Consider the following 20,069-nt stretch of genomic DNA (forward strand, 5'->3'; position numbering starts at 1 on the left):
TTTCATTATTCAAAACCGAAAAATGTCAACAATGAAGCGATTCTCCTGTTATTGGAGGATCGCTGCTCTGCGTTTTTGGTCGTTTGCAGCTTGCTTCAGTAGATTGTGGGCAAGGGAAAGCCATCCGACTTCAAGCGTCACTTTTTCCATGCCGCGAAGCAGAAACCGCCGGAAACCCCGGTTGTTCTTTAGTTGTCCAAATACACTTTCTGGTTCTGTCATTCGACGTACGGCCAAAGTGAAGCCTTCCTCGCTTTGCAAAATTGCCCGAGCTTGTTTCTGGTACCGCAGTCGTTCCAGACTGACAACCACTTCCCGATTTCCTTCGGCTTTCGTACATCTTTCCTTCAGTGGACAGCCCACGCAGCTCTGGCTACGGTAATGACGTTTTCGGATTTCATATCCACTCTCTAACGTTTCCTTGCTTTCTTTGCGAAAATGCAGCGTTTGTCCGGCGGGGCATGTCCATGTATCCACGGCTTCGTCGTACGTCCAGTTCTCAATCTTTCCGATATTCTCTTTCCACGCTTTGCTCTTTTCTTTGTGGTAGCTGCCGTATTTGACCACGGCCTTCACGTGTTCGTTTTCCAAATAGGCATAATTTTCTTCACTGCCGTAGCCGGCATCCGCGATCACCGCCCTCGGAAGTCTCCCTAGGATCTGCCGCACCTTTTTTAAGTGCGGCTGTAAACAACGCGTATCCGTCGGTCTTTGGTGTAGACTGTACGCCAAAATAAACTGGTTTTCGGTGCCGATCTGTACATTGTAGCCGGGTTTGAGTTGACCGTTTCGCATGTGATCTTCCTTCATCCGCATGAAGGTGGCATCCGGGTCCGTCTTACTAAAGCTGTTTCGGTCCCCGAGCAGGTTTTGGTATTGCTCATATTTCAGCAGTCTCGGAAACAGATCCTTACGGAGCCTCCGAACCGCTTTTTTCAATGGCTTGTTCTTGGGCTTCTTCAGCAGTTGCGACTCTAACGACTGGGTCATTTGTTCAAGTTTCTCACTGTCGATCTCGGCGGACTCGCCAAGTTCGCTCAGATCCTGGCCGCGGTGTTCCTGTTCTTCTTGTTTCTCTACAGCCTCAATGTCGGCAAACAATGCATGTACCTTTTCTTGCAGCTTGGCTTTATGCTTACTAACGGCTTTACCCCACACGAAGGTATAGCGATTCGCATTTGCCTCTATTTTTGTGCCATCTACAAAATAATGCTCGAAGGAGATGTATTTCTCGTCCGCCAGAAACTGAAGCACGGCGGTAAATACCATTTCTAGGACGTCCTTCATCCGCTGAGAACGAAAGCGGTTGAGCGTGCGGAAATCCGGGCGTTGTCGTCCCGCTAGCCACATGAAGGGAATGTTTTCTCGGACCGCTTTGGCGATTTGCCGGGAGGAATAAATGCGCTGCGTATACGCATAGATAATGACTTTGGTGAGCATTTTAGGGTGGTAGCTGTCACGGCCGCCACCGGGATAGGCAGCGTCAAAGATGGTGTCGTCTAGCCGATTGACGGCTGCGTTAACGACACGAACGAGGTGGTTTTCGGGAATATCTTCTTCCAGATCCATTGGCAAGCAAAGTTGGTCCATGGTATATTGAATGTACAAAAGAAACCTCTCCTTTGAAATGGTTGTGTGGTAACTCCATTTTACCAAAGGATGGTTTCTTTTTTGTGCGATTTTTAAAGATTGTAGATCCATTTCCCGCTTAAACAGCGGAGAGGACGGAACGATTGTGGAAAAGCGGCAGCGGTCGCCTTGGTCTCCGGATTTTCACCGCTAAGGGGAATGAAAAAAATCTGGAGAGCACAGCGATTGGAACAACGGTCCGTTCGCGGAGCGTCCACCCAAGTGCTCACGTTGATCCTACTTAAAAAAACAGGGGCTATCCCAAGCAGCCATTTCATGGCTTTTGGGACAGCCCCTTCTTTATATGCTTTTATTTGAACGCTAAAGGCTCTGTAATGGCCTTGGTTGGATTTAATGCGTCACAGTGGCGTGTTGGTGCAGTGGGAAAGTCTCAGCCTTAGAATTAGCCTCAGAGGCTTCTGTTGCGTTAGCATAATTTACTGATAAAAGTCGTTAGCCTTTGCATGTCATACATTTTCGAAAGTTTTCGTAAATCTGGTTGATACATATCTATTTTATAGAAAAAATAGAAAAGAGTGCGCTTGCTATAATCCGTGTCTACTTATTCACCCTATAAATAATAGATATTATGATTGTGAATTTCTGACTTTGGATCAGTTAAGAGCTGTTCCGAAAATAATTTCGGTAATTTAAAACACAATATTTTTAATAAAAATATTTGGTATAATCGCATGAAGACATTGATATATCGCTATTTTATCTGGTAATTTTGTATGCTATAAAGCGAGTGTAAGAATTATCTTTACAATAATAAATAACGATGTAATAATAATACCGAAATCGGTTTCGGTATGAATGAGTACGCCAATTTAGCCTCATCGATAGAAAGGATGAACACATTGAATCAAAAGAGCACACCTAACTGGTATTTCACCGGGAGCAATGGAGAGTTCAGTCTTAAACACCCTGACCGGAGCAGCTTTTTATATTTTCCCTTGGTCAATGAAGGAGGAATGATGTCCTCCATCAGCCCACAGCTTCACGGTCAAGTAACTACAGGGCATAATACCTTCCTGACACCGCCAATATCAGTGGAGGATTTACATAACTCCAGAGGGTCGCGTAATTTTTGGGTCTATGTAGAGGGTAAAGGAGCCTGGTCGGCGGCTGGAAATTCTGCCCGCCAGCATGCACAGGCCTACGCGGATTCTGCGGATGAGTCGCTGCTCGAAGCAGGTTTGCTGTGGCACCGGGTAACCCGGGAGAATAAAGAGCTAGGGATTAAGGCGGTAGTGACCAGCTTTGTCCCTATCGGTACAGACAAAGTAGAACTGATGAAAGTAGTACTGACGAATACGGGAACAGAGGAGATCAAGATCACACCGACCGCAGCCATTCCAATGTATGCGCGCTCAGCAGATGATCTGCGGGATCACCGCCACGTTACTTCTCTGCTGAACCGGATATATACGTCAGCTCATGGTGTCGAAGTCCAGCCGGCTCTTTCCTTTGACGAACGGGGCCATCGGGTTAATCATACATCTTACGGTGTGTTTGGAGCTGAAGAGGAGGGGGGGCAGCCAGCCGGCTTCTTCCCTGTGCAGGAGGATTTTATCGGTGAGGGAGGCAGCCTGGATTGGCCGGAAGCGGTCGTCCTTAATGCGGAACCGCAAATCGGTCATGGCGGTGGCATACATAAAGAGGGCTATGAAGCACTGGGCGGATTACGATTTGCCTCTGCATCGCTGCTGCCGGGGCAGAGCCGTTCGTATGTAGTTGTGCTGGCGATAGAGAGCGACCGGATCGATATCTCCAGACTGATGTCCAAGTACGGTTCTTCCGGTGCTTTTGACGCGCATCTGGAAGAGAATAAGCTATACTGGGCGGATAAAGTGAATACGGTGGAATTTCACACTGGCGATGATGCCGCTGACCAATGGATGAAATGGGTTACGCTGCAGCCGGTGCTCCGCAGGCTGTACGGAAACTCTTTTCTGCCATACCATGATTATGGAAGAGGCGGCCGAGGCTGGCGCGATCTGTGGCAGGATTGTCTGGCCCTGCTCATTATGGAGCCGGGCGATGTACGCAGCCTCCTGCTGAATAATTATGCCGGTGTAAGAATCGACGGAAGTAATGCGACTATTATCGGCCAGCAACCGGGCGAATTCATCGCCGACCGCAACAACATTCCGCGGGTCTGGATGGATCACGGGGCCTGGCCGTTGATGACCACGATGCTCTACTTGAATCAGAGCGGCGATCTGGACTTCCTGCTGCAGGAGCAGACCTATTTCCGGGATTCCTTCATGAGCCGCTGCCGTGAGCGTGACAGCTCCTGGGAAGCAGCCGCAGGCAGCAGTCTGCGGACAGCAGCCGGGAACATTTATAAAGGAACCATCCTGGAGCATATTCTGCTGCAGAATCTGGTGCCATTCTTCAATGTAGGCGAGCATAACAATATTCTGCTGGAAGGTGCAGACTGGAATGACGGGTTGGATATGGCGGCCCAGCGCGGGGAAAGCGTTACTTTTACCGCCTTCTATGCCAGCAATCTGTATGAACTCTCCTTGCTGCTGCGCACCCTGAAAGAACGCACTGGACAGAAGACGCTGGAACTGGCTGAAGAAATGGTGCTGCTGCTGGATTCATTGGGAGATGCGGTGGATTATTCGTCTGTATCAGCGAAGCTGGAACGGCTGAGCCGCTTCTATGCCGCTGCGCCAAATGTGGTTAGCGGAGTCCGTGCTAACCTGGATCTTGAGCAGGTGGCAGATGACCTGGCTCGAAAAGCAGAGTGGATCTTTAACCACCTTCGCGACAATGAGTGGGTAGAAAGCGAGCATGGCGACGGCTGGTTCAACGGTTATTACAACAATGATGGTGAACGGGTGGAAGGGGAAACGGCAGAAGGCGTCCGCATGACGCTCACAGGACAGGTATTCCCGCTGCTTGGCCATGCCGCGGGACCAGAGCAGATCCCGCACATCATCACAGCTGTGGAACGCAATCTGTTTGACGAGAAAATCGGCTACCGGCTGAATTCCAATTTTGGCGGCATTCAGCAGAATTTAGGGCGTGCATTCGGTTTTGCTTTTGGGCATAAGGAGAACGGGGCAATGTTCAGTCATATGACCGTAATGTACGGAAATGCGCTCTATAAACGCGGCTATGTGCAGGAAGGACGCAAGGTGCTGGATTCGCTATATAACTTAAGTGCGAATTTTGAGCTTAGCCGGATGTATCCCGGCATTCCAGAGTATATCAATGAACAGGGCAGGGGCATGTACACCTATTTGACCGGCTCGGCCAGCTGGCTGCTGCTGACAATGGTAACCGAGGTGTTTGGTGTGAAAGGACAGCTCGGGGACTTGCTGCTTGAGCCGAAGCTTGTTAAAGAGCAGTTTGATCAGGAGGGCAAAGCGTCAATCAAGACCCTTTTTGCAGACCGCCAGCTGGAAGTCGTCTATACGTCCACAGGCAGCGCCGGATACGGGGAGTATCAAATACACTCTGTAACGCTGAACGGCGCTGAGGTGACGCTTCAGCGCGTCTCAGAAGGTGTTATGATCCCGCGCGATGTATTGAGTGCTCTGCCGGAGGGGCAAGTTCATCTGCTGCAAATCGCTCTGGCTTAAGTATACAAGGTTAACAGGAGCGCCTGTTCCGCCGGATATGGCGCTGCAGGCGCTTTTTGAATCTGATGAAATAGTATTATAGATGTAATCAGCAATGGAGAAAGGAAGGAGAACAACAAATGTCTAACATTCTCTCGAACGGCGTCCTTACTGTTGAGATTGCGGAACCCGGAGCCTATAACGGTACTCGGTTTGACTGGACCGGATTTATAACCCAAGTCACTCTGGAGGAGGGCAAACATACCTTTTGTGTTCCCGAGAGCCTTGTACCCGGACACGGCAGCAACGGGGTCGGACTATGCAACGAGTTCGGCATTTCCCGGGCAATTGGGTATGACGAAGCAGCTGCTGGAGAATGGTTTCCTAAGCCAGGCGTAGGCCTGCTGCAAAAGCTAGATGAGGAAGCTTATGATTTTAGCCGAACCTATCCTTTAACTCCCTTCAAGATAAGCGTGGAAAACAGTGAGCAAGAGATAACGTATACAATTCTTCCCGAGGAGTGCCGGGGGTACAGCATGCTATTGACCAAGCGTATATCCCTGGAAGGTGTCCGGCTAAATATTGACTACAGGCTGGAGAATAAAGGAACAAAGCCGCTGCATACGGAGGAATATATTCATAACTTTATAGGAATTAACGGCAGGCTCACCGGGGAAGGCTATGAACTAAGGCTGCCTGGAACAGCCGTCGTTGAGGCGCCCGAGTCCTCCTTTACGGCTGAGCTGCTGCATACATCCGGGGACAGACTGGGCTGGAATACAGAGCCGGGACGTCCCTTCTACTGCAGGCTGGCAGGTTGGGAGCATTCGGATGCCGTATTTTTTTGGGAACTGATTCATCATCCTAGCAGAGTTGGTATCCGTGAGAGCGGGAATTTCCGTCCGGAGCGGATGGCGCTCTGGGGTGAGCGGCATGTAATTTCACCCGAAGTTTTTGCGGACATTAGCATTTTACCGCGTCACAGCAAGGGTTGGCGCCGCAGCTATCAATTTTTCACGATCTGAACTGCAGTGATCTTACGTTCTATGTGAATAATTATACTTGCTGGCGTGTTAGAATGCTGCTATCATATCGATATCCATATTCGTAGGAGAGAAAGGGTGGGGAGCAATTTGAGCAAGAGAGCATACAATTTTAATGCAGGTCCGGCGGCGCTGCCGCTTGAAGTATTGGAACGCGCACAAACGGAGTTTGTAGAATTCCGCGAAAGCGGAATGTCCATTATGGAGATGTCGCACCGCGGGGCAATATACGAATCCGTGCATAATGAAGCACAGGAGCGTCTGTTGTCACTGCTCGGCAATCCGGAGGGCTACAAGGTATTGTTCGTTCAAGGCGGAGCAAGCACACAGTTCGCTATGATCCCGATGAACCTCATCTCCAGCGGCCAGGTCGGCAGCTATGTTATGACAGGAAGCTGGGCGGACAAAGCGCTCAAGGAAGCCAAACTGCTGGGTGGCGGACATGTTGCCGCATCCTCAGAGGACAAGAAGTTCCTGGCGATTCCGGAGCTCAGCAGCATCAAGCCGGCCGACAACGCTGCATACCTGCACATCACATCCAATGAGACGATTGAAGGAACACAATATGCAGAGTATCCGGATACGGGTTCCATTCCGCTGATCGCGGACATGTCGAGCGATATTCTGAGCCGTTCGTTTGATGTCAGCAAATTCGGACTGATCTATGCCGGTGCTCAAAAAAATCTCGGACCTTCGGGAGTAACCGTTGTAATCGCCAAGGAAGAGCTGATTGCCAACTCACCTTCGAACATTCCGACGATTCTGCGGTATGACACGCATTACAAAAACAACTCTCTGTACAATACGCCGCCATCCTTTTCTGTATATATGGTTAATGAAGTGTTAAAATGGATCGAGGAGCAGGGTGGGCTTGCCGGCATCGAATCCAAAAACCGTGACAAAGCAGGTCTGCTGTATGACCATATCGACGGCAGCGACGGTTTCTACCGCGGGGTTGCGGAAGCAGGCAGCCGTTCCATTATGAACGTTACCTTCCGGATGCAGTCGGAAGAGCTGGAGAAGCAATTCGTCAAGGCTGCTGAGCAAGAAGGTTTTGTCGGTCTGAAGGGCCACCGCAGCGTTGGAGGCTTGCGTGCTTCCATCTATAATGCTGTTCCTTACGAGAGCGTCAAGGCACTTGCTGATTTCATGAATCATTTCCGGCAAACTCAAGGCTAATGAATGAAATTCCCGGACCTTCCGCCAGCAGGCGGGAGGTTTTCTGCTTGTACGGGCCTGCCCCTCAGCTTAGAATCAAAGTTACTTTACACCACATTACAGGGCTGGTAAGCCTACAGAGAGGAACATTCTATTATGGCATTACACATTGTGCTGGTTGAACCGGAAATTCCGGCAAATACAGGTAATATTGCCCGTACCTGCGCAGCCACAGGCACCCATCTCCACCTGGTCCGCCCGCTGGGCTTCCGGACCGACGACGCAACCTTGAAACGGGCAGGGCTTGATTACTGGCATGCTGTCACAATCGAATATCATGATTCGTTTGCGGAAGTGCAGGAAAAGTATAGCGGGGGACGCTTTTTCTATGCCACGACAAAAGCTCAGAAGCGCTATACGGATTTTGCTTTCCGGGACGGGGATTTCTTCGTATTCGGGAAGGAAACCAAGGGGTTGCCGCCCGAAATTATCGAAGCCGGCAAGGAAACCGCTATGCGCATGCCGATGGGAGAAGCTGTGAGATCGTTGAATTTATCCAATTCCGCAGCGATTATTGTTTACGAAGCATTGCGTCAAATGGATTTTCCGCAACTTTTCTAAAAGTAGACATGTTTTTTTGTTTTTTTCAGCAGGATTCGACAATATAGTAACGAAATAGAAGAATACTGCCGAAATAAGTAGTGACTACTAATTATTTGTTGAACAGGAGAGGTGTACGTTAGATATGAAACCTGCTGGCGTAGTTCGTAAAGTAGATCAGCTGGGTAGAATTGTTCTGCCTAAGTCCCTGCGTAAAAGGTACCAAATGAATGAAGGCGATCCGGTAGAAATTCTGGTACAGGGCGACCATATCATTTTGGAGCGCTACCGTCCCAAGTGTGTATTTTGCGGATCTATGGAAGGTGTAAGCGAGTATAAAGATCGTTATATTTGCGCCGCATGCCTTGCAGAAATGACGCAATTGCCAAGACACGCCTAGTAATACCGCTTTCTCCTGGAGAAGACGGGCAAGGAAAATAATTACATAGTATGGTGCTGCGTGATTTCCGTCGTGGACCAGTGCTGAAAAAACGCCGCACATTGTGCGGCGTTTTTTTAGAATATAAGAATATTCCGGCAGCTGTTACAGGCCCTTGGTTTTGTCGTCGTTGTAGGATGAGGTTAGAATACCGGTCAGAAAGAGCAGGAATACCAGGGTGACAATCCAAAAGGTCAGGGAAAACGACATGCTGGACACCTCCATCAAGGACTGTAGTAATTACATAGATTATAACCCGCCGCATGCTGAAATTAAAAGCGCAAAAGTGAGATTCCGCATTGACACCGATTTTTATTTAAAGAACAGGAAGTTGGTTGGCACCTGCCGGAGATTTCCGTCAGACGGGTCGTTAATCACTTTGCCTCTGAAAATAAGGGATGAGGAACCGCCGCCATCGAGATTATAGGCGTCGGTCACCCCCATGCTCCACAGCTTGTTTTGTATTTCTTCCAGGGTAGCCCCCGAGTTTCCGTTCTCGTTATATCCGTCCGCAACCAGAACCAGCAGCTGATCATCTTTATATTTGCCGATAACGGTGCGGGGGGCACGTTTGGGACTGGTCATCCATTTATACGGAATCGCCTGCCGCACACTGTTCTTAAGGAGAACCGGCACAAAGGTTGCCCCAAACACCGGTTCCAGCTGGTCAAGCTGCGATTTGCTTGTGAATTTGCCCCCTATGAGCCGGCCCGACTTATTCAGGCCCACGAAGCTGAGATCCTTGTAGGTCGGTTCAAAACCGTATATATATTTGCCGCCTACGATTGTAGTGGACAAAGGGTACCGTCTTCCTCCCTGATCGGCAAATCCTCCGGCGTTGATCCCGGCAACCGCACCATAGCGGGCCACGGCATGCATCGTGGTCTCAGCTTGACCGGTGCCGTCTCCGGCCAGGCTCATTTTCATTGCTGTAGCATCCTTCAGCCTGATCTTAAGGGCGTAAGCTTTATAGTTGCCGGGATTCAGCCGGTATAATTCAATCGTAATCCGGTCACTGCTGATGACGTCGGCAGGTATGCCAAGCCGGGTTGTGATCCGCCGGTTATAGATATGTTCAGGTCGGGAAGCCTGGGCTGCAGCTGTAGTGACCAGCGCATTCATAGCGTTAGTAGTCTTCTTATACAGCTGGGCGCTGGCACCGATGGCGTCAATCGTGTAGGATGCTGAATTCTGTGCCTGCAGAAGATCCTTTTTGAGCGCTGCTGTCAGTTCGAGCGGCCCCGGCTCTGCGGCAAACTGATCGGTGTTCAGGTTAAGGGTTAGGGGCGGCTGGTACCATAAAAGACCAATAAATAAGCCAATAAAAGGCGCCGTCAGCAGCATGAAGAACCGGTTGACTCGTTTTACTGGCGTCATCATTTGAGCAGATCCATTTCTTTCTTCAAGGCTTCAAGCTGCTTCTTGACTTCACTCAGCTGCGTATACAGCTTGTTGCTGTTATCTGTCTTGTTGCTTGCATTATCCTTTGTAAAAGTAAGCAGTTCATTAAAGGTCTGCACAGTATTCTGTAATTCCTTCACTTCTTCGGAGAGAACGGCGATTCGTGATTCATAATCTCTCTTCAAAACGGTAAGCTGCTGCTGGCTTTGGGCGCTAAGCTCGCTAAGCACCTGCTGCTTCAGATGGTTGGTGTAGCTGTACACGGCATAGACGCCGACTCCGATCATCAAAATCCAGAACAGTAAAAACCATTTTACGGAAGGGCCGTTTCTCGCTGCAGTGCGGCGCGAGTGTACTGGGGTCGATTCCGCTAGCGGTTGCATTTCAACATCACCTCAAGCTATTTTTTTCAAGTCCCCATTCTATCAGACTTTTACAAGTTTCGCAAAAATGAAAGGAAGTTTGAAAGCGAGAAAAAGTAATTGCATCCTATTAAACTACTGCGATACAATTTCTATAGATTGGAATATCTGAGTGGCGTATTCAAGGTAAAAGAAGGAAGAAACTAACAATAAGTCATCAACCATCCTTGCTTCCGTGGTAGCCGGAAACGTAAAGTGCTTTCCACTCTGGGTAAATATATAGATAGCAGGAGGTCTGGGCGTTAATGATGAAGGTTTGGCGGGTGGTCATCGTGGGTTGTCATCCCACAAGTATGCTGGGTACAAAGCTGATTTTGGAGGAGGGGGGAGAACTTATCGTTCAGGGGATGTATTCCACCTGGAGCGAGGGCGTGAGAGAAGTGCTGGAGCTTAAGCCGGATCTGGTACTGGCAGATTATCAAATGCCGGAGGGCAATGTGGAATCCGTGCTGCCGGAGATGAAAAATGGCTCAGAGCATTCACATTTCATCATCATGACTGAAGAGGATGACCAGGAATTATTCCAGCCCCTATTGGAGCTCGGAGCCAGCGGTGTTCTGTCCAAAGGAGCCTCCTCCAACCAGCTGCTCTTAATGATTGAAAGTCTGCGCGAAGGGTTCCTGTCGGTTCCGCTGAAATGGATTCAAAGGGGATACCGTCCAGTGACCTCGACACGGAGTCTGGAGGGCGTTATGCAGCTGACTCAGACAGAAATGTTCATAATGGAGCGGATTGTACAAGGAATTACTTACGACAAGATCGCTTTGGAGATAGAGGTAAGCCGTCGTTCCATCGATAACTACCTTCGGAAAATCTATGTAAAGCTTGAAGTAACGACTCGGGCTCAGGCTATCGAGAAGTATGCGCTTTTCTCAAGGCAAAATAAGCAAATCTACGCGTAGTCCCTGCCTTTGCGACATATTGCCGGCCGGGCTGGAATATTCTTGGTACCAGGGAAGGGGGGAACATATGAAATATGAGTTTTCTGCCCGCGCGCATACATTGCTATCTTCACCGCTGCTTAGTATCCGGACACAGACGCGGCGCAGCACATTAATCTCTCTGGCAGAAGAACTGCCTGCTGAAGAATTGTTCCCATTATCGCTGCTTGCAGAAACGGCCTCTACCGTAATATCGGCTGATGCCAGTGCACTGCAATATGGTGATCCTGAGGGCTATGGTCCGCTGCGGGACTGGCTAACCGGGGACTGGCTCAAGGGAAAAGGAGTGGCTGCCCCGGAGGGCGGAGTTCTTCTGACAACGGGAAGTCAACAAGCTATCGATTTGCTGTCCCGGGTCTATATCGATCCCGGTGACCGTGTGCTGGTGGAGAATCCGACTTCTCCGGGCTTTCTGCAGGCACTCCGCATGCAGGGTGCCGTCATTATTCCGGTACAGGGAGACCGGGATGGACTGCTGTCTGACCATCTGCGTACCCAGATTCGCCAGCACCGGCCTAAGATGCTATTTGCGACACCGAGCTACACGAACCCGAGCGGGATTCTCTGGAGTATGGAGCGGCGCAAGGAAGTGCTCGAGCTGTGCATCCGGAACAACGTGCTGATCGTAGAGGATGATTCCTATGGCGATCTGCATTTCCAGCGGGCCGGTACCGGTGGATCGCCTGCCGTGCGGTATCCGTCATTGTATGCGCTGGAGAATGTCAGCCAAGGCGGGCATGTGCTCTACATCGGCTCATTCAGCAAGACGGTTGCGCCGGCCCTACGGACAGGCTGGGCAGCCGGCAGCCGGGAGCTGGTCGGGATGATGACTGCTGCCAAGCAGATGGCTGACTGGCAGTCCAGCTCGCTGAACCAGCGGCTGCTGCATCACCTGCTGGATGTAACGGCATTTGATCTGCGTGAGCATATCGCTCTGCTGAACCGTGAATATAACACCCGCCTGAAACTCATGGCGGAGCTGCTGAAGCGTCCGGCTTGGAAGCATAGTGACTATGCACTGCCCGAGGGAGGTATGTTCCTGTGGGTTTCCCTCCCGGAAGGGCTTGATGCAATGACACTGCTCAAAGCGTCGCTGGCCAAAGGGGTCGCGTTCCTGCCGGGCCAGCTATGCAGTGTCAATGGCGGCGGCAACCGCATCCGTCTTAACTTCAGCCATCCCGGCCGGGATGAGCTGCTGCTGGGGATGAACCTGATGAGTGAGGCGGTCACGGAGTTTACTGCGCGGAGCTGAGAGGTTTGCGTCCTGGGCTTGCTGCATGCTAGCGATTATGAAGCTGCGGCAGGGCAGGCGGGAGCAGGAAGACGAATAGGAAGGTAAAGCGAACCGGTGAAGGCGAACCAGTGAGAGACAACCAGTGAGAGGCAACTTGTAAGAGGCAATTCGTAAATGCCTATCTGTAAAATGACATGGCTGGCTTTGACGACTCCCATCTGCTGTATTTTGTGCAACAGATTCGCCACTTCAGGCTTCACAAATTGTTTCTATTGCACTTTATACACCAGATTTCTGGAAAACCGCAGATGAGGGCTGGATTTGGGGAGTTTAACTGCACAAAATACAATAGAATCAAATTTCTCCCTCATTAAGCCGGATTCTGTTGTACCAAATACAGCAGAACTCAAAATACGGACAGCTAGCATGAACTTGAAGTGAATCCGCTGCAGAATGCTTAGCCTAGCAAGCCCTTGGTTAGATGAGGGCTTGCTTTTTATTTGGTGAAAATGAAAGTAGTGCAAAATTTGCTGAGGATTACGGTGGGTAGATATTGCTTAGGTGCTGATATTGACAATGTTACTGATGGATGTTGCTGTTACGATTGCTTTTGCTAAGCTTTTAGTGCTTGCCCGCGCTGACCTCGGCGATCGCGGCATATTCCAGCAGCGCCGCCGTGCCCGCCGGCGTCAGCGCGTACCGGCCGCGGTTCACCCGTGTGAACCAGCCGTAGTAGTTGCGCTGCAGCATCGCCGCAGCGCCGGGCACACCGCTGCGCCGGCGCAGCTCGGCGGGCGTGATGCCGGCCCGGGCCTGCGCAGCCGCCGGGCCCTCTGCAGGCGCCGCTGCGCCTGCCTTAGGTGCGCGGCTCTGCTTAGCGCGCCCATCCAGGAGGCCGAGCGCAGCTTCGGCCTCAAGGGCCTGCAGCGCGAGCGCGACGCGCAGCGCTTTCTCGCGGTAGGCCGTCACGAGCTTGACGCGCGTGCTGCCGCCGGTGTTGTAGTCCCCGCTGCGCTCGCGGAACTCATAGAGCAGCTTCTCGCGCCGCCGTGCGCCGCTGCGGACCTGGGGCGGCGCGTCGCCCGGCTCCGCGAGCACCTCGACCAGCGGGGCCTTCGTCTTGTAGAAGACGATAGTGATCAGCCCGAGGCCGAGGCGGCGGCACAGCCCGCTGAGCTCGCCCCAGCGCTGGTTCACCGCGCCTTTTTTGTCACGGACTCGTTCCACGGCGAGGTAGACATTGGGGCTGAGGCGCAGTCGTTCAACTCCCTGCAGCAGCAGGGCGAGGTTGAACGTTTTTTTCATCTCGACAATAAGCGGCAGCTCCTCCCCCTCCCGCAGGCCGACCAGATCGCAGGTCCGTACCTCGCCTTTGATCGAATAGCCCTGCCGCTCAAAAAATGCCTTCAAAGGAGCGTATAGCTCCGTTTCATGTTTTACTGCCATCGTACTCACTCCTGCGCCTAATTTAACATTATATGTGAAGTTCTAGTTTTTTTTAATGATTCTCTATTATAGCACAGCAAAAAAGAGGTCAACTATTCCGGGCTCGCCGCATAGGTATGTAATACACTTTTAAAGCCAATCGAGCAAGTAGGAGCGCAAGAGGAGGCAGCGAGCAATGGATATTTTTGAGCGTATAGCTTCGTATCGGGCTGAGAACGACCGTTTGGCGTGGAGCGGCACCTTCAAGGACTATATAGAACTATTGAAAAAAGACCCCTCTCCCGCTAAAACGGCTCATTCCCGCGTATACGACATGATCAAGTCACACGGCGTAGAAGACATCAACGGACGCAAACGGTATAAGTTTTTTGAACAGGAGATTTTTGGGCTCGACCGTGCGGTAGAGAAGCTGGTGGAGGAGTATTTCCATTCTGCCGCCCGCCGTCTCGACGTCCGCAAACGGATCCTGCTGCTCATGGGACCGGTCAGCGGCGGTAAATCGACACTGGTAACTCTGCTGAAAAGGGGTCTGGAGCAATATTCACGGACGGATGCAGGAGCGGTGTATGCGATTGAAGGCTGCCCGATGCATGAAGATCCGCTGCACCTGATTCCGCTGGAGCTGCGCCCGGAGATTGAGCGGGAACTCGGGGTACGCATTGAGGGCAATCTGTGCCCCTCCTGCCAAATGCGGCTCAAAAATGAATACCGCGGCGACATTGAACAGGTCAAAGTCGTGCGTGTGATTCTCTCGGAAGAAGAGCGCATCGGCATCGGGACCTTCAGTCCGTCTGATCCGAAGTCGCAGGATATCGCCGATCTAACCGGCAGCATCGACTTTTCCACCATTACCGAATACGGCTCGGAATCCGATCCGCGGGCCTACCGCTTCGACGGGGAGCTGAATAAGGCCAACCGCGGGGTGATGGAGTTCCAGGAAATGCTGAAGTGCGACGAGAAGTTCCTCTGGAACCTGCTCTCGCTGACCCAGGAAGGCAACTTCAAGGCGGGCCGGTTCGCACTGATTTCGGCGGATGAAATGATCATCGCCCACACGAATGAAACGGAGTACAAATCCTTCATCTCCAACAAAAAGAATGAGGCGCTCCAGTCCCGTATGATCGTCATGCCGGTGCCTTACAACCTTAGAGTGTCGGAAGAGGAAAAAATCTACGCCAAGCTGATCGCCCAGAGTGACATGAAGCATGTGCATATTGCCCCGCACGCATTGCGGGCCGCTGCGATTTTCTCCATCCTGACGCGCCTGAAGGACAGCAAAAAGCAGGGGATGGACCTGATCAAAAAGCTGCGGATGTATGACGGGGAAGAGGTAGAAGGCTACAAAGAAGCCGATCTTAAGGAAATGCAGTCGGAATACCTGGATGAAGGTATGTCCGGTATTGACCCGCGCTATGTCATCAACCGGATTTCCAGTGCTCTGATCAAAGGCGACCTGCAGTGCATGAACGCGCTGGATGTGCTGCGGGCCATTAAAGACGGGCTGGATCAGCATCCTTCGATCACCAAGGAGGAACGCGAGCGGTACCTGAACTTTATTTCCATCGCCCGCAAGGAATACGATATTCTGGCCAAAAGTGAAGTGCAGAAGGCCTTCGTCTACTCTTTTGAAGAATCGGCCAAAACGCTCTTCGAGAACTATCTCGACAACATTGAAGCGTTCTGCAACTGGAGTAAAATCCGCGACCCGCTGACCGATGAGGAGATGGAGCCGGATGAGCGGCTGATGCGCTCGATTGAGGAGCAGATCGGAATCTCCGAAAATGCCAAAAAGGCGTTCCGTGAAGAAATCCTGATCCGCATTTCAGCTTACTCCCGCAAAGGGAAAAAGTTCGAATACAATAACCACGACCGGCTGCGTGAGGCGATTGAGAAGAAGCTGTTCACCGACCTGAAGGATATTGTCAAGATCACTACCTCCTCCAAAACGCCGGATGAAAGCCAGCTCAAACGCATCAATGAGGTGAGCAGACGCCTGATCGAAGACCACAACTACTGCCCGATCTGCGCCAATGAGCTGCTGAAATATGTCGGAAGCCTGCTAAACCGTTAAGGATTTATAGATCTGGATGAATACAAAAGCGTACCTCCCGTCTATCTGGGGTACGCTTTTTTTGCCGTTGCTGAGTTTCAAACCATAGTTATTAATATTTTTACACGCGGCACCAACTGGAGTGAAATCCGCAACTGATAGGTGACCTACACATGTAAAAGGGAGTATCCCGAAGCCGCTGTTTCTCAGCTTTGAGATATTCCCTTTATTGATGATGTGTTTAGTGAGTGGTTTATTCCTTCATGTGGCTGGAATCCTTCTCCTTGGATCCGCCGACGTTGAACCCCATGCCTCCGGTATAGCTGCCTATTTGTCCGGTAACTCCGAGGCCTGCGCCTTGACCGCCTCCGAGCTGTGCCTGTGCCTGGGCTCCGAGTCCATTCTGACCGCCGAGCTGCAGTCCAGCATTGAAGCCTGCACCTTGGCTGATACCTAAGTGACCTTCCGCATCCGCTTGAAGCCCGTACTCTCCTCCCACAGTGGCCCCGGTATGAAAACCAGCCCCCTGACCGCCTCCGATCTGTGTTTTAGCCTGTGCAGCAACTCCGTATTTGCCGAGGGCCACAGCTTCCGTATCGATTCCAAGCCCTTTTTGCGTGCCGAGATGGGCGTTGCCCTGCGCTTGAATTCCATAGGAGGCGCCGCCAAGATGTCCATTCGCGTGGAGCTCCGCGCCGTTTTTTGCTACATGCCCGCCTGTATTCAGGCCTAAGCCATGCTTGCCGCCGACTTCGCCGCCGGTTTTCAATTGGATTCCCTGCCCGCTGCCTGCGCTTGCATTTAAATACCCGTCGGCCAGCTGTTTGGCGGTGGTGCCGGAATTGTCTGCTGCTGGGAGGTCTGCCGGGCTGCTGTCTGAGCGGTAGTGATGATAGTAGTGGGCATAGGGAAAAGATTCCTGACTGGCAGTCCGGATATAGCTGTACCGGTAATTTGTCGAGACCGGATTTTCGTTCTCAAAGGTCATCCAAGATTCCTCCATTGTTATCCATAGGTTTAAATTAGCCTATTCATCATGGGGATGAAATGATACCTTGTTTTCAGCAGTGACATTCTTATAGCCCATGCATTTGCCCGGCTTTTTCTTTTGTCTCCACCATATTCGTAAGATCATCTAATACCAATCATTTCAGGCTGGCACTATAATAAGTTAGGAAAAATTATATGGGAAATCACCCATGCCGGAAAGGAATGTTCGTACATGCCATTAGTTGATATGCCGCTTGAACAGTTGAAGAAGTATGAGGGAAGGAATCCGCGGCCGGCAGATTTCGATGCCTACTGGGAGCGGGCGTTGGAAGAGCTTGAAGCTGTAGAGGCCAATCTTGAGCTGATTCCAAGCGCTTTTCAGACCCCTCAGGCAGAATGCTTCGATCTCTACTTTACGGGAGTGCGGGGAGCTCGCATTCATGCCAAATACATTCGCCCCAAAAAGGTGAACACGCCGCAGCCGGTGATTCTGCAATTCCACGGATACACCGGGGACTCCGGCGACTGGCAGGACAAGCTGGCGTATACATCGCTGGGCTTTTCGGTCTTGGCGCTCGATTGCCGGGGGCAGGGCGGTTCCTCGGAGGATACAGGAGGTGTGAAAGGAAACACCCATAATGGTCATATTATCCGCGGATTGGATGATCATCCGGACAACCTGCTGTTCCGCCATATCTATCTGGATACCGTCCAGTTAGCCAGAATTGCTTTTGGCCTGCCGGGGGTTGATCCGCAGCGTGTATATGCAGCTGGCGGATCCCAAGGAGGCGCGTTAACGATTGCCTGTGCAGCACTTGAACCCCGGGTAAAAAAGCTAGCACCCACATTTCCGTTCCTATGCGATTACAAACGCGTTTGGGAGATGGATCTGGATAAGGATGCCTATCTGGAGCTGAATACGTTTTTCCGTAAGTTCGATCCGCTGCATGAACGCGAGGATGAGATCTTTGAGAAGCTCGGATATATCGATCTGCAGTATTTGGCCCCGCGTATCCAAGGGGAAGTTTTATTTTTCACCGGCCTGATGGATACCATTTGTCCGCCTTCCACCCAGTTCGCAGCGTATAACAAAATCATTTCACCGAAGCAGCTGGTCGTCTATCCGGATTTTGGACATGAATGGCTTCCCGGCAGTGCCGACCGTGCCATGCAGTTTTTCCTGGAAGAGTAGCTTCATAGATTGATATTCGGCGGCGGACTTGCAGAAATTGGGGCAATCAGTTAAAGCCAGCTGAGTGTTTCAAATGCTCTAAATAACGGGCACGGATCAGCAGAAAGTACAGGATTTGCGCGGCAAGGAAAATAATGCTGACCGTAATGGCCGAATGAATCACCGGCGAATGAAACAGGTTATGCAGAGCATAGAGCGCAACCGAGCTGTGAATAAGCGCGACCGCGAGCGGTACGAAAAACAACAGCGCCAGCTGTAGAGTTGCCACCTTCCCAAGCTCCTTGCCGGTCAACCCGATCTTCGATAGGGAACGGTACTTCTGCTTGTCATCATTAAGGTCGGTAAACAGCCGGAAATATAGAAAGCTTCCCGTAGCAACAAAAAATAAGCAACTGACAAACAACCCGACGAAAAGCATCAGATTATAGGTCCGCTTCATCTCTTCCTCCAAATAGGCAGGAGATGCGAACCAAAAACGGGAGGGTTGTGCAGATCCGAGCTGCGCGGCGATGGCCTTCCCCGTGTCCGCCGTTGAATCGGCGCTGTCCGTATCGTAAGCGGTGAGAAGCTGTTCTTTTTGCGGATTGCCCAAGGTGTTATACATCCGATCCGGAACGATCAACAGCGGTTCATCAATCATGGGAGGTGTGACTGCCTTTCCGACGATTTGTTTCATGATGAGTGTGATGGACGTTCCTTTCACTGACCACTCGTGTTCCGGCAACGGCCGGTTATTCATGGTCCAGATGGGCGCGGCTTCCTTTTCCTGCAGCGACAGTACCGGGTAATCCAAGGCTTTTGCAAGCTTGTTATATTCGGATAGGTTGATGAAGTTCAGAGATTGTCCATTTATCGAATCGAAGGTTGCTACATGGACGGACAATTTATCATAACGAACTCCCCGTTCTTTGAGCACTTGTTCAATTTTGTTAGTGTGATAGGCTGCCTGCCCGGCATCGCCGGTGGTTTGGATATAAGTATAGGCGAACGGGTACGCAGCCGAGATTTGTTTGTGGATGGTTTCCAGAAATCCCATCAAGCCGCCCATAGCGCAAATGGCGACTGTCGAAACGACCGTCACGAGAAAGAACAACCGGGCATTGTCCTTCATGCGGTAAGCCATGTCAGATAGAACGAGCACATTCGTTTTGCGCAAAAAAACAGAGCGGTTGCTTCTTAACATACGAATCACAAACACGCTTAATTGTGTGTACATAAAGTAAGTGCCGATGATGATGATAACCGTGACCGGCAAAAGAGCAAAAACGACTGTAGGACCTTTAACCTGGAACGATATGATGTATCCGGCAAGAAGAAGGCAGAACGCTGTAATGGAAAGAAGAACGGACGATTTAGGCTCAGGCTTCGGTTTGGCGCTGCTACTCAGCAGATCAATCGGCTTGCTGGCCCTTACGAATACGGCTGTGAACGCGGAGATGACGAGAAACAACAGCACGAATGCGGACAGAGTGAGCAGAATGGCTGTGCCAGGCATGTAGTATGGCAGCGGGCTCATGTGCATCACATCGGCTCCGATCATCATGAATAGCTTGGCGAACAGCATGCCGGCGGCAAGACCTGCCACAATGGAAGCAAAACCGATCACCATATTTTCGATAAAGACGATCTGTCGCAGCTGGTTGTAAGTCATACCGTGCATAATGAGCACACCGAATTCCCGTTTGCGGGATTTCAGGAAGGCACTGCCGGAATAGAGAACGAAGAAGATGGAGAACAAATATACGATATATTCCGCAACCGTCATCGCCTCAACCGCTGACCCGTTGAAACCGGAATTTTTAATTGCAGGGTGAAAAATAAAAACAGCATACATGAAAAAGATCGTCACCGAAAACGTGCTGCTAAGAAAAAAAGCGGCATATGTCCGTTTGTTCCGGCTAACATTCCGGAGGGCAAATTGTCGCAGCGTCACTTATTGATCCTCC

The 20,069-nt window shown here is 51.0% G+C and carries 15 protein-coding genes; 9 read left to right on the plus strand and 6 right to left on the minus strand.

Going from position 1 to position 20,069, the window contains the following annotated elements:
* Positions 1-48: 48 nt before the first annotated feature.
* The gene (locus JRJ22_RS07995; RefSeq protein ID WP_206103979.1) at positions 49-1,608 is read right to left on the minus strand and encodes an IS1182 family transposase; all 1,560 of its coding nucleotides are present in this window, start codon (positions 1,606-1,608) and stop codon (positions 49-51) included.
* Between the two features lie 881 nt (positions 1,609-2,489).
* Here JRJ22_RS07995 and JRJ22_RS08000 point away from each other — a divergent pair.
* From JRJ22_RS08000 to JRJ22_RS08020, 5 genes are all read left to right on the plus strand, one after another.
* Entirely contained in the window at positions 2,490-5,228 is a 2,739-nt protein-coding gene (locus tag JRJ22_RS08000; RefSeq protein ID WP_232381069.1) for a GH36-type glycosyl hydrolase domain-containing protein, read from the plus strand.
* A 119-nt stretch (positions 5,229-5,347) separates the two neighbouring features.
* Positions 5,348-6,232: a hypothetical protein gene (locus tag JRJ22_RS08005; protein ID WP_206103981.1), complete on the plus strand. Its 885-nt coding sequence runs from the start codon at positions 5,348-5,350 to the stop codon at positions 6,230-6,232.
* A 108-nt stretch (positions 6,233-6,340) separates the two neighbouring features.
* Positions 6,341-7,429, plus strand: coding sequence for a 3-phosphoserine/phosphohydroxythreonine transaminase (gene serC, locus JRJ22_RS08010; RefSeq protein WP_206103982.1), 1,089 nt, complete (start codon positions 6,341-6,343; stop codon positions 7,427-7,429).
* A gap of 135 nt (positions 7,430-7,564) precedes the next feature.
* Entirely contained in the window at positions 7,565-8,029 is a 465-nt protein-coding gene (gene trmL / locus JRJ22_RS08015) for a tRNA (uridine(34)/cytosine(34)/5-carboxymethylaminomethyluridine(34)-2'-O)-methyltransferase TrmL (protein ID WP_206103983.1), read from the plus strand.
* Between the two features lie 124 nt (positions 8,030-8,153).
* Positions 8,154-8,408: an AbrB/MazE/SpoVT family DNA-binding domain-containing protein gene (locus JRJ22_RS08020; RefSeq protein ID WP_054939706.1), complete on the plus strand. Its 255-nt coding sequence runs from the start codon at positions 8,154-8,156 to the stop codon at positions 8,406-8,408.
* Positions 8,409-8,759: 351 nt separating this feature from the next.
* Here the strand turns inward: JRJ22_RS08020 and JRJ22_RS08025 are convergent, their stop codons facing one another.
* Positions 8,760-9,827, minus strand: coding sequence for a phosphodiester glycosidase family protein (locus tag JRJ22_RS08025; RefSeq protein WP_206103984.1), 1,068 nt, complete (start codon positions 9,825-9,827; stop codon positions 8,760-8,762).
* Positions 9,824-10,231 carry a hypothetical protein gene (locus JRJ22_RS08030; protein ID WP_206103985.1) on the minus strand — a complete coding sequence of 136 codons (408 nt, stop codon included), beginning with the start codon at positions 10,229-10,231 and terminating at the stop codon, positions 9,824-9,826. The genes JRJ22_RS08025 and JRJ22_RS08030 overlap by 4 nt, the downstream gene beginning before the upstream one ends.
* Positions 10,232-10,515: 284 nt before the next feature.
* Between JRJ22_RS08030 and JRJ22_RS08035 the strand changes: the two genes are divergently transcribed.
* Together JRJ22_RS08035 and JRJ22_RS08040 are read left to right on the plus strand one after the other, a co-directional pair.
* Positions 10,516-11,172, plus strand: coding sequence for a response regulator transcription factor (locus tag JRJ22_RS08035; RefSeq protein WP_206103986.1), 657 nt, complete (start codon positions 10,516-10,518; stop codon positions 11,170-11,172).
* Positions 11,173-11,239: 67 nt separating this feature from the next.
* Positions 11,240-12,463 (plus strand): aminotransferase-like domain-containing protein, encoded by a 1,224-nt coding sequence (locus JRJ22_RS08040; protein WP_206103987.1) that lies wholly within the window; start codon positions 11,240-11,242, stop codon positions 12,461-12,463.
* A gap of 603 nt (positions 12,464-13,066) precedes the next feature.
* Here the strand turns inward: JRJ22_RS08040 and JRJ22_RS08045 are convergent.
* Positions 13,067-13,891: a DUF2161 family putative PD-(D/E)XK-type phosphodiesterase gene (locus JRJ22_RS08045; RefSeq protein ID WP_206103988.1), complete on the minus strand. Its 825-nt coding sequence runs from the start codon at positions 13,889-13,891 to the stop codon at positions 13,067-13,069.
* 175 nt (positions 13,892-14,066) lie between these two features.
* On the opposite strand from JRJ22_RS08045, the gene JRJ22_RS08050 reads away from it, so the two are divergent.
* A complete protein-coding gene (locus tag JRJ22_RS08050; protein ID WP_206103989.1) occupies positions 14,067-15,962 on the plus strand; it encodes a PrkA family serine protein kinase in 1,896 nt (631 codons plus the stop codon).
* A gap of 232 nt (positions 15,963-16,194) precedes the next feature.
* Here the strand turns inward: JRJ22_RS08050 and JRJ22_RS08055 are convergent, their stop codons facing one another.
* On the minus strand, positions 16,195-16,929 hold the full coding sequence (locus JRJ22_RS08055) for a hypothetical protein (protein WP_206103990.1): 735 nt from the start codon (positions 16,927-16,929) through the stop codon (positions 16,195-16,197).
* A 234-nt stretch (positions 16,930-17,163) separates the two neighbouring features.
* Between JRJ22_RS08055 and JRJ22_RS08060 the strand changes: the two genes are divergently transcribed.
* Complete coding sequence (locus JRJ22_RS08060) at positions 17,164-18,123, plus strand: alpha/beta fold hydrolase (RefSeq protein WP_206103991.1); 960 nt, start codon at positions 17,164-17,166, stop codon at positions 18,121-18,123.
* Positions 18,124-18,169: 46 nt separating this feature from the next.
* Here JRJ22_RS08060 and JRJ22_RS08065 read toward each other — a convergent pair whose 3' ends face one another.
* On the minus strand, positions 18,170-20,056 hold the full coding sequence (locus JRJ22_RS08065; RefSeq protein ID WP_206103992.1) for an FtsX-like permease family protein: 1,887 nt from the start codon (positions 20,054-20,056) through the stop codon (positions 18,170-18,172).
* Between the last annotated feature and the right edge of the window lie 13 nt (positions 20,057-20,069).

Origin of the sequence: Paenibacillus tianjinensis (assembly GCF_017086365.1) — a bacterium.
GTDB lineage: Bacteria > Bacillota > Bacilli > Paenibacillales > Paenibacillaceae > Paenibacillus_AQ > Paenibacillus_AQ tianjinensis.

Bases quoted from the DNA above. Each gene is read 5' to 3' on its own strand.
- JRJ22_RS08005 (WP_206103981.1), top strand. From the start codon at position 5,348: ATGTCTAACATTCTCTCGAACGGCGTCCTTACTGTTGAGATTGCGGAA.
- trmL (WP_206103983.1), top strand. From the start codon at position 7,565: ATGGCATTACACATTGTGCTGGTTGAACCGGAAATTCCGGCAAATACA.
- JRJ22_RS08020 (WP_054939706.1), top strand. From the start codon at position 8,154: ATGAAACCTGCTGGCGTAGTTCGTAAAGTAGATCAGCTGGGTAGAATT.
- JRJ22_RS08025 (WP_206103984.1), bottom strand. From the start codon at position 9,827: ATGATGACGCCAGTAAAACGAGTCAACCGGTTCTTCATGCTGCTGACG.
- JRJ22_RS08030 (WP_206103985.1), bottom strand. From the start codon at position 10,231: ATGCAACCGCTAGCGGAATCGACCCCAGTACACTCGCGCCGCACTGCA.
- JRJ22_RS08035 (WP_206103986.1), top strand. From the start codon at position 10,516: ATGATGAAGGTTTGGCGGGTGGTCATCGTGGGTTGTCATCCCACAAGT.
- JRJ22_RS08040 (WP_206103987.1), top strand. From the start codon at position 11,240: ATGAAATATGAGTTTTCTGCCCGCGCGCATACATTGCTATCTTCACCG.
- JRJ22_RS08045 (WP_206103988.1), bottom strand. From the start codon at position 13,891: ATGGCAGTAAAACATGAAACGGAGCTATACGCTCCTTTGAAGGCATTT.
- JRJ22_RS08050 (WP_206103989.1), top strand. From the start codon at position 14,067: ATGGATATTTTTGAGCGTATAGCTTCGTATCGGGCTGAGAACGACCGT.
- JRJ22_RS08055 (WP_206103990.1), bottom strand. From the start codon at position 16,929: ATGACCTTTGAGAACGAAAATCCGGTCTCGACAAATTACCGGTACAGC.
- JRJ22_RS08060 (WP_206103991.1), top strand. From the start codon at position 17,164: ATGCCATTAGTTGATATGCCGCTTGAACAGTTGAAGAAGTATGAGGGA.